The 15,235-nt window shown below is 40.1% G+C and carries 12 protein-coding genes and 1 pseudogene; 7 read left to right on the forward strand and 6 right to left on the reverse strand.

Annotation, left to right across the window (positions count from 1 at the left end; all coding sequences use genetic code 11):
- Window positions 1-50 precede the first annotated feature (50 nt).
- Window positions 51-173 (reverse strand): annotated as a pseudogene (locus FD725_RS32285) (Uma2 family endonuclease); the annotation flags it as partial.
- A gap of 5 nt (window positions 174-178) precedes the next feature.
- Window positions 179-1,231 (reverse strand): tRNA 2-thiouridine(34) synthase MnmA, encoded by a 1,053-nt coding sequence (gene mnmA, locus FD725_RS03805; protein WP_179046886.1) that lies wholly within the window; start codon window positions 1,229-1,231, stop codon window positions 179-181.
- A gap of 341 nt (window positions 1,232-1,572) precedes the next feature.
- Between mnmA and FD725_RS03810 the strand changes: the two genes are divergently transcribed.
- From FD725_RS03810 to FD725_RS03820, 3 genes are all read left to right on the forward strand, one after another.
- Window positions 1,573-2,313, forward strand: coding sequence for a hypothetical protein (locus FD725_RS03810; protein ID WP_179046887.1), 741 nt, complete (start codon window positions 1,573-1,575; stop codon window positions 2,311-2,313).
- A gap of 117 nt (window positions 2,314-2,430) precedes the next feature.
- Window positions 2,431-3,234, forward strand: a complete 804-nt coding sequence (locus FD725_RS03815) for a prohibitin family protein (RefSeq protein WP_179046888.1) — start codon at window positions 2,431-2,433, stop codon at window positions 3,232-3,234.
- Between the two features lie 690 nt (window positions 3,235-3,924).
- Window positions 3,925-5,610 (forward strand): response regulator, encoded by a 1,686-nt coding sequence (locus FD725_RS03820; protein WP_179046889.1) that lies wholly within the window; start codon window positions 3,925-3,927, stop codon window positions 5,608-5,610.
- Between the two features lie 671 nt (window positions 5,611-6,281).
- On the opposite strand, the gene FD725_RS03825 is transcribed toward FD725_RS03820, so the two are convergent.
- The 3 genes from FD725_RS03825 to FD725_RS03835 all read right to left on the reverse strand — a co-directional run bounded on the left by FD725_RS03825 (window position 6,282) and on the right by FD725_RS03835 (window position 9,097).
- The gene (locus FD725_RS03825) at window positions 6,282-7,070 is read right to left on the reverse strand and encodes an ion transporter (protein WP_179051413.1); all 789 of its coding nucleotides are present in this window, start codon (window positions 7,068-7,070) and stop codon (window positions 6,282-6,284) included.
- A 162-nt stretch (window positions 7,071-7,232) separates the two neighbouring features.
- Entirely contained in the window at window positions 7,233-7,892 is a 660-nt protein-coding gene (locus FD725_RS03830; RefSeq protein ID WP_179046890.1) for a response regulator transcription factor, read from the reverse strand.
- Window positions 7,892-9,097 carry a sensor histidine kinase gene (locus tag FD725_RS03835; protein WP_179046891.1) on the reverse strand — a complete coding sequence of 402 codons (1,206 nt, stop codon included), beginning with the start codon at window positions 9,095-9,097 and terminating at the stop codon, window positions 7,892-7,894. Before FD725_RS03835 ends, FD725_RS03830 begins: the two co-directional genes overlap by 1 nt.
- A 331-nt stretch (window positions 9,098-9,428) precedes the next feature.
- Between FD725_RS03835 and FD725_RS03840 the strand changes: the two genes are divergently transcribed.
- The 3 genes from FD725_RS03840 to sipA all read left to right on the forward strand — a co-directional run bounded on the left by FD725_RS03840 (window position 9,429) and on the right by sipA (window position 10,794).
- Entirely contained in the window at window positions 9,429-9,920 is a 492-nt protein-coding gene (locus FD725_RS03840) for a Spy/CpxP family protein refolding chaperone (protein ID WP_179046892.1), read from the forward strand.
- Between the two features lie 80 nt (window positions 9,921-10,000).
- On the forward strand, window positions 10,001-10,300 hold the full coding sequence (locus FD725_RS03845) for a hypothetical protein (RefSeq protein WP_179046893.1): 300 nt from the start codon (window positions 10,001-10,003) through the stop codon (window positions 10,298-10,300).
- A gap of 248 nt (window positions 10,301-10,548) precedes the next feature.
- Entirely contained in the window at window positions 10,549-10,794 is a 246-nt protein-coding gene (gene sipA / locus FD725_RS03850) for a regulatory protein SipA (protein WP_179046894.1), read from the forward strand.
- A gap of 157 nt (window positions 10,795-10,951) precedes the next feature.
- Here sipA and FD725_RS03855 read toward each other — a convergent pair whose 3' ends face one another.
- A complete protein-coding gene (locus FD725_RS03855; RefSeq protein WP_179046895.1) occupies window positions 10,952-12,490 on the reverse strand; it encodes a right-handed parallel beta-helix repeat-containing protein in 1,539 nt (512 codons plus the stop codon).
- A 718-nt stretch (window positions 12,491-13,208) separates the two neighbouring features.
- Between FD725_RS03855 and FD725_RS03860 the strand changes: the two genes are divergently transcribed.
- On the forward strand, window positions 13,209-15,110 hold the full coding sequence (locus tag FD725_RS03860; protein ID WP_179046896.1) for a GTPase family protein: 1,902 nt from the start codon (window positions 13,209-13,211) through the stop codon (window positions 15,108-15,110).
- The last annotated feature ends 125 nt before the right edge of the window (window positions 15,111-15,235 follow it).

Raw genomic sequence — 15,235 nt, forward strand, 5'->3', positions numbered from 1 at the left:
AGGGGAGGTGGGGCTACGCTTATATTTACTTTAATTACAACTATAGCTTTTTGGTATTCTCCGTGCCACATACCCAACTCAACACCTAAAGGATGTATGGTATGATGCCTTTTCTCATTGGCTGGTAAGAGCTGATATTGCCCACCAATTAATTCGTAGACTTCTACACAGGCGAGTATTACGAATTAATAATAATTCCCCCACCCAAAACTTGATCACCGTCATACCACACCGCCGCTTGTCCAGGAGTAATGCTGAACTGAGGTTCATCAAAGACTATCCGCACACGGGAGTCTTCCAGAGGAATCACTGTCACGGGTTCAGGGGTGGCACGATAGCGAATTTGCACTTCAGCGCGGATGGGTGCAGATGGTGCAGCAATGGACACCCAGTTTACTCGATCTACTAGACATTCTGGTTGAGTTACCTTAGTGCGATCGCCTACTACTACCCGGTTATTAACTGCATCTAATTCAATCACATATAGTGGTTCAGCCGCAGCAATTCCCAAGCCTTTACGCTGGCCAATGGTGTAATGATGTACACCATCATGTTGTCCTAAAACTTTGCCTGTGGTGTCTACAATATCGCCGGTTTTGGGAGTCAGATATTTGTCTAAAAATGCCCGCATGGAACCGTTGCTTTCCACTAAGCATAAATCTTGACTTTCAGGCTTATCCGCAGTTTTTAAGCCATATTCAGCCGCAATGCGGCGGGTATCAGTTTTTGCCATTTCCCCCAGAGGAAATAGGGATGCAGCTAATAAATCTTGGGAGAGATCATATAAGAAGTATGATTGGTCTTTATGGCGATCTAATGCTCTTAACAATTGGTAACGCCCAGTTGCGTCGTCGTAGCTAATTCGGGCATAATGACCTGTGGCGATGCGATCGCATCCCAACTGTTCACGCGCATACTCTACCATCGGCCCAAACTTCACCGTTTTGTTGCACTGAGAACAGGGTAATGGTGTAATACCTGCACCATAACCAGTTACCAAATAATCAACAATATTGGTTTGAAATACATCCCGCATATCCACAACTTGATGAGGGATACCTAACTGCTCACAAAGTTCTGCCGCGTCAATCATTCCTTCAGAGCAACACTGCCCTTTACCTTTCATCAGCCAAAGGGTTAAACCAATTACTTCATAGCCCTGATGATGTAAAATAGTGGCAGCTGTGGAACTATCAACGCCACCAGAAAGACCAACGACAACTTTTTTCATAATTATCAACTTTGCTTGGCTACTCGCTGCTCTAGAAGATGCTGCGTTTAGCTTCTATGTAGGAGAATAGGGAATTATTAAATAATCTTGACTGACGACAATGGCTGGCAAAAAGTTTTTCCCAAGCTAACTTTTTAATTATAGCATATATATCGGCAAAGCCTTACTAGCAAAGCACTCTAGTTGCCAAACTCAGAAATTCGTAGCAGCGATGGGCTGCGCCTTACCTTTGGCGATCGCAGGTTTTTTAGATGTGTCCGTTGCCACTTGCACATACTTACCTTAAGCTAACACTATATAGTTACTCATTCAGGCGATCGTCCATAAACTTTGCTATTACTATGTCCAATCAAATAATCAGTAAACCTATTGCCTTGCCTATCATAACCATATTGTTAGGTGGTTGGTTAGGATTAATTGCTCACAGCAGTCCAGCACAAGCACAAACCAAACAAAATCATGGAGTCTTACTAACTCAAGCGGTATTTGAGAACCTCCCACCACCACCTAATGTACCCACACAAGGGGTGGAATTCAATCAAAATCAATATGATCAGAATTACTATCAACCAGCCCAAAACCAATATAGCCAAAACTTTCAACGTTATGTAGTCTACGTTGACAGTGCTAATAACAACACTCTACGACAAGTAAAACGCATTGAACCCAGTGCTTACATCCGCCAATACAACGGACGTTCCGTCATTCAAGCGGGAGTCTTTAATCGACAATCAAATGCCCAACAGCGAGTCAGAGAACTAGAATTATCTGGAATTTATGGTGGAAGAGTTCTCAGCTTTGGTGATGGCGGGGAAATACCCAATTCTCCAGGCGGAGGCAATTATAGCAATCAAAAACCCAGATATTACGTCTCCATCCCCGCCAAATCACAAGAGTTACCCTCAATCGCTGACCGAATTAGACTAACTGTAGGACAGTATGGTTTAGTTTCAGAAAGAAGACAACCACTAGGGCCACACGTAGCCGTAGGCCCCTTCTTGCAAAGAAACGAAGCAGAACAATGGAACAAGTATCTGCGAAATATGGGATTCGGTAATGCTAGAGTTTACTACGGAAAGTAAGTAAAGATTTGGGAGTAGGGAAAAAACAGGCAAGGAGCAAGAATTGGTGATGGAAATCAACATCCAAAATTTAATTGCCCCCATGCACAATGCCCCATTCCCAATTTTGACCTAGCAATGACTAAAAATAAAGCTCTCAATAGTGCTGGTAAACTAACTGCACTTTTATGTTTAATTACCATATTTCTCACACCGTTTGTTATTGTCAATGCCGGAGAACGCGGTGTATTAATGGAGTTTGGCAAAGTGCAAGACCAAATACTAGGAGAAGGCTTGCACATGATGATCCCAGTAGTCAATACAGTAGAAAAATTAAGCGTCCGAGTCCAAAAACAAGAAATTTCTGCGGAAGCTTCTTCTAAAGATTTACAAGATGTCTTCACTGATGTAGCTTTAAATTGGCGTATTAACCCTGAAGCAGTTAATCTAATTTTTCAACAAATAGGAGATTTACAAAACATCATTAACAAAATCATTAACCCAGCAATAGAAGAAGTACTCAAAGCTGTTATGGCTCAATATACTGCCGAAGAAATTATTACTAAAAGAGGAGAAGTTAAGGCAGGAGTAGATATAGCATTAACTACAAGACTTGCTAATTATCACATTACTGTTGATGATATTTCTTTAGTTCATGTTCACTTTTCCGAAAGATTTGGTGAAGCTGTCGAAGCCAAGCAAGTAGCCGAACAAGAAGCAAAACGCGCCGAATTTGTAGCGCTAAAAGCAGCCAAAGACGCTGAAGCTAAAGTGAATATTGCCAGAGGTGAAGCGGAAGCTTACAGGCTGTTACGTGACGGCTTAACAACACAACTACTACAAAAACAAGCAATAGAAAAATGGAATGGCAAACTACCATTAATTATTGGCAAAGAAAGCCCTAAAATTTGGGATTTTAGCGAATTTTTGAAAAGGGAATAGGTGATAGGTGATAAGTGATAGGTGATAGGTGATAGGTGATAGGTGATAGGTGATACTAAAGGTTCAAAATCTCGCCCCTTGTGGGTGACAAAATCCTTGTATCGCCAGGTATGTTGAAACCTCATTCCTTATGGGTGGTTTATTTCCCCTTTCCCTGTTCCCTGTTCCCTGTTCCCTGTTCCCTATCCCCTATCCCCTCTTCCCTATCCTTTAAATGTGTGTGAAACAGTAGAGACGTTGCATTGCAACGTCTCTATATGATTCATGTGTATCATGATTAACGTGAAATGGTATCAGTAGCGATCGCATGAGCTTCATCTGATTGTGATAGAGTTGTCACAATCGGATGATAATCTAAATATCAAGTAAACAATTAGTTTGCTCCTCACACCATATCACTGCCCTCTGACTATATGAATAGCAGAGGGATTTTTTTATCTGGGCAATAGAGGCTAGAAATGAGAAAAGGTAATTTATCAGCAAATTGCTGTCAACAGGTAATAGTAGTTTGACACTGATGATGAGAGATAATAGAGTTGTAATGCCAAGATAATGTAACGCTAAAAAAGCTCAAGTATTAGAGAATAATTTAGCCCGAGGTTAAGTTAGGCCAATGCACAGTAAACCCAAAATCAACACTCAGCAAAGAACAGAAGTAAAAATTCCTTTGATGTACAGTAGGATATAAAAATGGCTGGCATTGCTCCTAACACCAAGAAACTTCAGGTAATCAAAATTCTGATTGTGGAAGATGAATATATTCTGGCCACTAACTTACAAGAAAATTTAGAGTCTTTAGGATACTTGGTTTTGGATATTGCCGACTCTGCACAAGCAGCTATCGAAAAAGCCTCTGAACTGCTACCAAATTTGATTTTGATGGATATCAGACTAAAAGGTGATAGAGATGGTATTCAAGCAGCCGAGGAAATCTGGAACAGTCTAAAAATTCCCATTATTTATGTTACAGGACATTCTGACAGAAGCACTGTAGAAAGAGCTACTCTAACACTCCCTTTTGGTTATATTCTCAAACCTGTCAAAGAACAAGAACTTCAAGTAGCAATTCAAACAGCATTGAATTGTTATGAACGTGAGCAATTTTTGAGTTCAGTTTTAAGGGAAATGGGAGATGGAGTAATTGTGGTTGATGCACAGTTACAAATCAAGTATGTGAATCGTGTAGGGGAAACTTTAACAGGATGGCAGTTTGTAGATGCACAAGATCAGACCTTAACAAAAATTTTCCCACTCATCGACGAACAGACTTTACAATCTGTACAAAATCAGATTATTGCTGCTATTCAACAACATAATACAGTCTATTTAGGCGATCGCACGCTACTGATTGCTAAAGACGGAACCATGATTCCCATCACTGGTAGTGCAACTCCTCTAAAAGAGAACTATGGAGTCATCACAGGTGCTGTGATAGTTTTTCGAGATGATACGCAAAAACGATTATTGGAAGAACGTAATCTCGCAAATGAACGCACTGAGCAAATCGCCGAACAAATGGTAGAACTGCAAAGACTCAATCAGTTAAAAGAAGATTTTTTGACAGTTACTTCTCATGAGATGCGAACGCCATTATCAAATATCAAAATGGCCATATCCATGCTAGAAAATGTCCTGAATCAGCAAGATATTTTATCATCAACAACATCTTCTATCCCTGAATCAGTATCTCGTTACTTAGGTATTTTGCGTTACGAATGTGAACGAGAACTAAATATGGTAGATGATTTGTTAAATATGCGCATCATTGATGCAGCCAACTATCCTTTAGAGTTAACTTCTATTCCCCTTCAACATTGGCTACCTAAAATAGTAAACAGTTTTCAAAAAATTGCCCAAGTTCAAAAACAAGTTCTAGAAGTTAGTATTTCTAGTTATTTACCACCTTTAGTTTCTGACTTAAATCTTGTCACGAGAATTGTATCAGAACTCCTAATGAATGCTTGTAAATATACCCCTGCTCGTGAGCGCATCACAGTAACACTCAATCTCAGTCAAACCCCAAAAACTTTTAAAGAGCAAGATCATGAATTTGCCCTAAAACATGAATCTCTATCTCCCTGCTTCCAACTGAAAATCAACAATTCTGGCATAGAAATTCCTTTAGCAGATCAATCTCGCATCTTTGAACCATTTTATCGCCTTCCCCAAAGCAAAACCCAAGAACAATTATCTATTTTTGAAAAATCTCATTTAATTCCTCATAGCGATTCTCGGCAAGCTAGCGGTACAGGATTAGGATTAACATTGGTGAAAAAAATAGTTGAATATCTGCAAGGGACAATTGAAGTTACAAGTAGTTATGGCTTAACAAGTTTCACCGTGGAATTACCCTTAACTTTTTCAGTCAAGAAATAGAAAAATGTATAATTTAGGACTTACGCAGTGTCACTAAATTTTCTGGCTTTTTTGTCAATAGTCAATAGTGAGATAGTGCGTTCCTGTCGCCTTGCGTCGGAAAGCAACTATCGAACCCGTAAGGGTCAATAGTCCAAAAAAAACTTGATTTTGAATACTAGTCCGCACAACGGGAGCAAAATACGCAAGCGGCTGGCAAATCAGTTAACAGTTATCAGTTGTCAGTTACCAGTTAATAAACGTTCACTGTTTACTGTTTACTATGTCACCCTCATTTATGGTTTATTAGTTGAGTGCGTAAGTCCTATGATTAATTAATCGACTCTCCATTTTCAACATAGTGTTAAACTATACAACTTTGCTCAAATACAATTGTCATTTATCTATCTAATGATGGAATTGTCACAAGGGCAATAAATACTAAATAAATAACTATTCCGATCACCTGACGAACTTTCACTCTAAATCTACCCGTTGCTATATAGCAACGGGAGGTTTTTTATTATTAATCACTACTTCAGAAATAGCCAGAATATATATCTCTATCTCTAGGGGGAATTAAATTAAGGTGAATAAATACTAAATAACTAATAGCCCGATTGCCCAACCGGGCTTTAGCTCCATACTCCCCCCATGTTTTACCTGACAAGGGGGGTTTTATTCAAAATTACCTATTTACTTAAATTAGGTAACTTAGTTCCACATCGTTTACAAAACTCTGCATCTTTGTCGTGAAATGCTAGACTACAACCCAGGCAAACTCTTTCTACCTGATTTGCCGTTTTAACTAAGCGCTTAATTAAATCACCCACTTGCCAAGGAATTAAAGCAACACCAGTCAAAATCATCAATACTGTCAACAATCGACCTAATTCTGAAACAGGAGTAACATCACCAAATCCCACAGTTGTCATTGTGACAACAGAGAAATAAAAAGCATCTAAAAAAGTCCTATAAGCCTGAGAGTTGACAGGGTGTTCGACTTGGTAAATTAATCCAGAGTAAACAAAAACTATAGCAAATAAGGTAAAAAGTATGCGGATAAAAATTATGCTATCTTCAGTACTGATACTGCCAAATAAAAATTTGGCATCAATGAATCTAATTAATCGTAAAATTCTAAACCAGCGCAGTATGCGGATAAAACTAATATCTACTAAGCCAATTAAAAAGGGCAAAATAGCTACTAAATCAATAATTCCATAAAAGCTAAAAATATACTTAATTTTATCTTCTGCACTCCACAATCTCAGGGCGTATTCTATAGCAAAAATAATTAATATAACTGTATCAATGACATCTAACTGTATGCGAATAAAGTCCGGTATATTATATGTCTGAGCTACAAAAATACCTGATGATAATAAAACTAAAGCAGCAATAGTTAAATTCACTGCTTTACCCAATGGTGTTTCTAAGTCTGTTAAATAAAATTCTGTCTGTTTACGACTCAGTAACATACTTTCCCAAGAAAAATTTGCATCCATTTGCCTAAATTATAGGAAAAATGCCAGATTCTCAACCATAAATTTAATCATAGCTAAATAAAGATCAATTTGTTGGGTAATGCTCAAGTGCTACTTAACCTAAAATTATCCTTAACTACAGCTAATTGCTCTCGGTTAACTGTGTTCATTTAAATAAGCCAAATAGGTATTGGCAATAATAGCGGCTTGAGTGCGATCGCGCAAACCTAAGCGATTTAAAATATTGGTAACATGATTCTTCACCGTGCCTTCAGAAATGTAGAGTTGCTGGGCAATTTCTCGGTTACTAGCACCGATGGCAATTAATTTTAAAACTTCTTTTTCCCTGGGGGTAAGTTCAGCTATGTTAGGCGGAATCGGTGGTGTTTGGGTGGATGTATTGGGAAATTGAGTTAAGAGTTTTTTGACAATTCCTGGCCCTAATTGAGTATATCCCCTCTGAACTGCACGCACAGCCACAGCTAATTCTTCCGAAGGTGTATCTTTGAGTAAATAACCCATTGCCCCATGTTGTAAAGCCGCTTTGACATATTCATCATCATCAAAAGTTGTCAAAACTAAAACTTTGACTTTGGGAAAATTTTGCTGAATTTCTCGTGTGGCTGCAACGCCATCCATAATTGGCATTCTAATATCCATCAAGACAACATCAGGCTGGAGTTGAGTAATGAAATCAATAGCCATTTGACCATTTTCTGCTTCACCAACTATTTCTAAATCTGATTCTAGTTCTAATAATGCTCTTAATCCTTGACGAATGAGATTTTGATCATCTACCAACAGCACTTTAATCATTAAATTAACCTGCCTAAAGGAATATCAACTGTAATTTGACAGCCGCACCCGATTGCGCTATTGATAGTGAATTTACCACCCAAGGCTAAAGTGCGATCGCGCATACTCTGTAAACCAAAACCTGTGGTATTTTGCTGGATATCAAACCCCCGTCCATTATCTTGAATGATTAAATGTAAACTACCGCGATTAATAGTCATTTCTAAATTAACCTCACTAGCATTAGCGTGCTTAGAAATATTCGTCAATGACTCTTGAATAATGCGATATATCGATGTGTTTACCTCATTTGATAGGCGATAATTAATACTAATATTGCGAATTAATAAAATCCCATGAGAACGTTGGAAATCTTCTGCTAAAATATCAATTACTTGAGCTAAAGATTGGTCTTGCAATGGATGAGAACGCATAGTGGAAACAGAATGACGCACATCCTGTAAAGCCTTAGAACCTAATTCTTTTGCTCTCACTAAAAAACTATGTGCTTTCTCTGGATTAGATTGTGCTAGTTTTAAAGCCGTTTCTAATTGGAGATTTAAAGCAGTCAAAGAATGCCCCAGGGAATCATGAATTTCTCGTGCAATCCGATTCCGTTCTTCTAAGGTTGCTTGGTTTTCGATGCGGAGAGCATATTGGCGTAGTTTTTCATTAGCGATCGCTAACTCTTCTCGACTCTGACGTTCAGATATTACAGTATTCATTAATAATAGGACAAATACTAAACTTAAACCAAATACTAAAGCCAAACTCAGCGTAAAAAATCGGAAACGATCTTGCGCCTGTGGTGGTAAGGGAGGGCGAGGGAAGCGATTGATTAATGTGAGTAAAAATAAAATAAACGAGATAAATGTAACAGCTAAACGTCCAGGAAATTGAAATATTAAACAGCTACGTGTGACTAAAATTATATACAAAAAAGGGAACATTCTTGCAGTTCTTCCACCATATAATCCAGTCAGAAACAGCAAAAATATCTCACAGCCTGTGTAGATGACTTTCGTGATTTTATTGCCTGTGGGTAAGCGTAAACCCATTAACCCAAAAATAGTAAGACAAACTATAGTTAGCTCCGGAAAATTACTCGAAAATCGTGGTGAGGGATGTGGCAACACAGATGTAATGATAGAAATTGCCAGTAGTATCCACTCTAAATAGAGTAAGAAGCGAAAGGGATGATTATGAATTTGAATAGATCGATTCATGATAAAGAATTCAAAATAAATTAGTAAGAATTCAGCACCCAGGAGTCAGAAGTCAGAATCAATCAGGATTTAGGAATATTAGCTTACTCATCAAATAAGAGAATTTGAATTATTCTGACTCCTGTATTCTGACTCCTGAATCCTTACATAAATTAGCTTAATTTTCTATATTTACTGTAAACGTCACCAGATTACCAGTCACTTTCATCAGGTTTCAGGCATGACGTTTGTCATGGGTATATTCATGACTTTCTCCTCATGTGAATAGCTGATGGAAGTTCATAAGATGAGTGCATTCACACAGGAAAACAACACAAGGTAATCCATCCAAATGCAACTCAAATCATTATCCCTGTTAGCTGGTGCTATTGCGCTCACTTTAACTACCACAACCACTTCCTTGGCAATGCCAATGCTAGCAAATGCCTCCTCTCCTCAACTAATTGCACAAGCTGAGAAGAAAGGCCCCTGGGAAAGTTTGGGACTAACAGACGACCAAAAAGCCAAAATTAAGGAAATTCAGCGTAATACTCGTACCCAAATGCAAGCAGTTTTTACTCCAGAACAAAAAGCCAAACTGGAGGCTGCACGTCAAGCACGCCAGCAAGGACAACGTCCACCGGTGGGCGAACGTCCAGGTAAAAAGTTCGCTGATTTGAACTTAACAGATGATCAAAAAGCCAAACTCCGTGCCATTAGAGAATCATCTCAAAAACAAATTGAAGCTCTGTTGACACCTGAACAGCGAACAAAATTACAAGAACTCAAAGCTAATGCTCGTCAACGCTGGCAACAACGACGACAGCAGCCTGGAGAACCCTAAGTTCTATTGTTTTCCTGTTCCCTGTTTCTGGACTCAGCAGACAAATTTAATTGTTTCTAACTACTTACAGGGTTATTTCTATGAAACGTCTAATCTACACAGCTGCGCTTTGTATGGCTATTTTCTCACCCACAATAGCCTCTGCTGGCGAAGTTTATCACCGCCCAGTACAACAGCAACGACGCATCTATCAGGGTGTACACCAAGGGACTATTACTCCAGCAGAATTTCGACGTTTAGAACGTCAACGAATCAAGCTGAATGCAGCACGGAGAAGAGACTTACGTGATGGTAGAGGCTTGAGTGTCAGAGAACGCAGAAATCTCAATCGTCGGGAAAATAGACTTTCTCGCCAAATCTACCGTGATCGCCATGACTAGTAACCATCTGGGTTCTGTTCTGAGGTCAGAATAATTTAAACAGCCAGGGTGAGCAACTCCTCACCCCATTTAAAAAACTTATACAAATTCCAGAGTTAACATAACAGACTTCTTGCAGAAGATTAGGAAAGGGGAACGTTCCCTCCCCTTTCCTTTACCTCATTTCCCACAAAACATAAAATTCAGATTTGATTGCCTAATCCCGTTATCTTGGAAATACCGGGATTCTTGTTTTTCACAAATGAATTATGTCTGAAGAATTTATTGTTGGGACGAAAGTCCGTGTTCTCTCCTTACCGCCTTACCTGAAAACAGCAGACCCCATGCCGATGTTACGCCCACCAGATTTAATTCAAGTAGGCGAAGAAGGGATAGTACTTGATCGTCGTCCCGGTGGTTATTGGGGTGTCCGCTTTGCCAAGGGAGCCTTTCTGATAGATAGTCAATACATTGAGAGTACAGACAAGCCACTAGAATCAGACTCCAACTCATAGGTCAATACGGTTCAGTTAAAAGGAAAAGTAAGTTGGGTTGAGCGATCGCGTACTCCTTTGGAGAACCCACAGCGTAACCCAACAAAGTCTTAAGAATGTTGGGTTACGCAAAGCCTTCACCCAACCTACACTTCTACTTACACCCCTACACCTCTAATTAAATAGGACTTACATACTTATAAGCACCTACATCAACGCTAGCCCCAGCGCTTTTAATTCTTTGCACACCGTCCTTATCAAATTGTAGATACGTACTGATGTAGGGAGAGCCAATATTAATTGCCGGTGAAGTAGATGTGAGATGAAAATCATTACCGACTAAATTGACAAATCCAATTGACGGAACTTTAGTATTGTTAAAAGCAATCAGGTTGTTAAGTCCACCCCCAATATCATAAAAGTCGGCAAACTTATTGGTAAATAAGTTGTTATCAATGGTCAAATTGTCCACATCGACGATATACCCATTACGGTAAGTGCTATCGGCAAAGATATTGTTGCGTACTAGAATGTCACGAGGTCTAGGCCCTCCATAAAAAGAAGCACCGTCAATCACAATCGCTTGAACATTCTTAGCAAGAGTATTGTGGGCAATCTCAACTTCACGGACATTTCTACCTACAAGAATACCGACACCACCATTCACTCCCAAGATGCCATTGCCGTAGATAATATTGTTGTAAACGCAAATATCAGACACATCTCCAATATTAGGATCTTCGTCAGCAATGACAATTGCATCAGCAGTATTGCCGTAAACAACATTGTTGTAGATGTCAATCGCATACATAGCAGCCCGGTTGCCATCAATATAGATAGCGGGGCCACCTCGATAGCCGTTAGGTGTACCCGAAACTAGGGCTTGACGAGTAACGATATTGTCGTGGACTGTGCCATTACGAGAACCAACTTTTATATCAATACCTTCACGATTGCCATCTTTGAGAGTGTTGTAAGCCACCTCAAAGCCATCGACACCCCAAATACTCAAGGCTTCTTGAGTTCCTTCTATAGAAGCGTTGCTTGTCCATCTCCAGTTGGCTCTCTCAACAGTGTTTTTGAGGATCTTGATATTGCTATTCGTGACCTCAAGTTCTCCACCGTTATAGTAGTACTCAGGCAAAACGATAATACCGGAAGCACCAGTTTGGTAAGTATAGTTGTTTTGCACAATTATGTTGCTAGCATCACGCAGAGCAATTCCTGCCCAAGATGTGTTCTCAATCCGGAAGCCATCAATTACCCAATAACTCTTACCTGCTGCTTGAATCACACCTTCTCGAAAGCCACCATTAATGGGGTCAGGATCACGGATAATCACTTTCCCATTAGCTTTGAGTGTGATCTTACCCCCCGTACTACTACCAGATTTACCCAGGGTGATTAGCCCAGTATAAGTCCCTGGTTGTACCAAAATAGTATCCCCGGCCTTTACCGGAGAACTGGCTCCAATTGCATAGTTAATATTTCTCCAAGGTCTATCTATCGTACCGGGATTGGTATTGTTACCGTATTGAGAAACGTAGTATACCTTTGGCGGTACTTGAGCTGATACCTTTGATGTATTTGCAGAAATTAGCTGGCCAAATTTAGCATTGATCCAGCTAATATCTAAGAAGAGCGTAGATAAAAAGCTGCACAGGAAAAAGATCACGGAATAATGCTGAAGCGCTTTCCGGTTTTTGTTTGTTGTCATAAATTTGCCGAAGAACACAAGGGAACTCAAATTGCACAATTGAACTAATAGCCATTTCTCTACTTTTGAACTGACTAGAATCTAAATCGGTTGAGATAAATTTTTAGTACAGAGCAGCAGAGAACAATCAAACAGAAACTGCTTGATTACGCACAGGCTCGCTCAAGTTTCTAGAATTAAGAAAATTGAGAGGTTTAGTTTGGAATTAGGGCTAGAAATAGGGAATATATGGGGTCATGCAAACAATGTCTTGGTTGAACACTCAAGTTTTGTCGTGATGACTTTATTCACTAATACTGCAACCCTTTGTTGCTACTTTTTGCAGATTTGCTAAATTTATCAAAAATTAGCAACTTGAAAGATATAGGACTAGTGTTTGATTTTTGGAATACACTTAAGTAGTGTGTAATGCCGATCATGCCGGGTTTTTGCTGGGCATTGCCCAAACTATAATCAAGCTTTTTTCACAAATCAAACCGAATACCTATATTTAGTTAAGGGTTAGGGAACTTTGCAAAATTCAGTCTTTTTATACCCTTTTATATCCAACACAGTCAAGTAAATTCTGATCTATTTTTAATTAAGTGTTTTTATACGATGGTCAAACGTTTGCAGACAGTGAGATTGGGCTGGCATATTTTCTTGAGTTCATGAAGATGATTTTAGTCGGAAATATAGTCTCCTAATGTTTAATTAAGATAGGTACGGGGTAATGGTTATGGTGCGCTTAAAATTGTGGCAATGGGTCATCTTAGCAACACCGATCGCCTTGATCATGATTTTCTTACTTGTATCCGCAGGGATGCAAATTCATGCGTGGCGACTGAATTGGATTTGGGCAGTGTTTACCCTGGTGTTTTTGGGTTGGCGTTGGTTATTGGTGAAATGGACACAACCAGCAATTAAACAGGTGGAAGCCGCCTTAGCAGAAGTCCGAGAAGAATTGATCTCCCCAGGAGAGGATGCAACTATACCCACCCCAGCCAGTGATGCTACACAACAAGCAGAAGCCGCATTGCAAGAAATCCTCACCATAGCTCAAAGCGATCGCCCGATTTGGGAAGATTGGTCAACTTTTTGGCAGCGATGTCAAGATTTAGTCAGGGCGATCGCGCTGATTTACTATCCGGAAGTTCCCTATCCCCTACTCAATATCTATGTTCCCCAAGCTTATGGCTTAATTCGCGGTACAGTCGATGATCTAGACCAGTGGATGCAAAAACTATCCCCTGCCCTCAATCAAGTCACCCTGGGACAGGCATACCAAGCATACGATGTCTACCGCAAACTAGAACCATCAGCACGAAAACTCTGGCGAGTATGGAACTGGGCGCAGTGGTTGTTCAATCCTGTGGCTGCGGTGGCCAATCGTGCCACCAAGGGCTACACTAACCAGGCAAATCAGCAATTATTAGTTAATTTAGGGCAATTATTGCGAGAAGCTGCCTTAAAAAACCTCTGCCGACAGGCGATCGCTCTCTACAGTGGCACTACAGCACCAACATTTACCACACCCGCCTTACCTAAAACCAAGACACAAGCACTACAAAACATCCTCTCCCAAGCCCAACCAGTCGAAAAAGTTGAGCAGCAACCAGTCAATATCCTCCTCGCCGGCAGAACAGGTGCAGGGAAAAGCAGCTTGATTAACACATTATTTCAAGGCAACCTGGCAACAGTTGATGTGTTACCTAGTACAGATCAAATTCAGGATTATCACTGGCAAACCCCCAGTGGAGAAACTTTAAGACTGTGGGATACACCAGGATACGAACAAGTCAAGCGGGGAGATTTACGCAAGCTGGTGTTAGATTATGTCAGTGAAGCTGATTTACTATTGTTAGTCACACCTGTACTTGATCCAGCCTTACAAATGGATGTGGATTTTTTGCAAGAGATTAAATCCACAGTTGCAGACATCCCGGTGATCGCCGTGATCACTCAAGTAGACAAGTTGCGTCCCATCCGGGAATGGCAACCACCCTATGATTGGCAATGGGGCGACAAACCCAAAGAAACCGCAATTCGAGAAGCTACAGCATATCGAGGGCAATTATTAGGTGATTTATGCAGTCTAGTTTTGCCAGTCGTCACCAGCGATCCACAAACAGGGAGAATTCCTTGGGGCATAGAGGCTTTATCCTTGGGATTAATAAATGCGATCGCTCCTGCTAAACAGTTAAGACTAGCCCGCTTTTTGCAAAATCTAGAAGCCCGTATCGTGGCAACTGCTAAAATTATTGACCACTACACATTCCAGATGGCAACCACCCAAGGATTAACCGCACTCCTCAAAAGTCCTGTACTTCAGTTCATTGCTACACTCTCCACAGGTTCCCCAACGTTGGCTTATCTCCTAGCAGAACAAATTCCTGTAGAACAGTTACCCATCGTCATTGGTAAACTTCAGATGGCTTATGACTTGTTCTCACTGTTAAAAACAGCAGACTCCCACACACAAAATTTTGATTTACTATCCCTATGGCCCCTACTGTTAGAAAATCCTGCTTCACCAGATCGTAACGCCTGGGCATTTGGTCATGCACTAGTCGAGTACTGGACTCAGGATTTGACAATTGCTCAACTCAAAGAACGTTTTGACTACTATCTACAGACGTAGAGACGTAGCAGTGCTACGTCTCTACAATAATTTCGGGTAACGAAACGATCAATTTGCAACAATTCACAAATTTATTGGCGATCGCCGTTATCCTATTGGGTAACCTGTAAACAATCCTCAGTTGC

Origin of the sequence: Nostoc sp. TCL26-01 (assembly GCF_013393945.1) — a bacterium.
In the GTDB taxonomy this organism is placed as follows: Bacteria; Cyanobacteriota; Cyanobacteriia; order Cyanobacteriales; family Nostocaceae; genus Trichormus.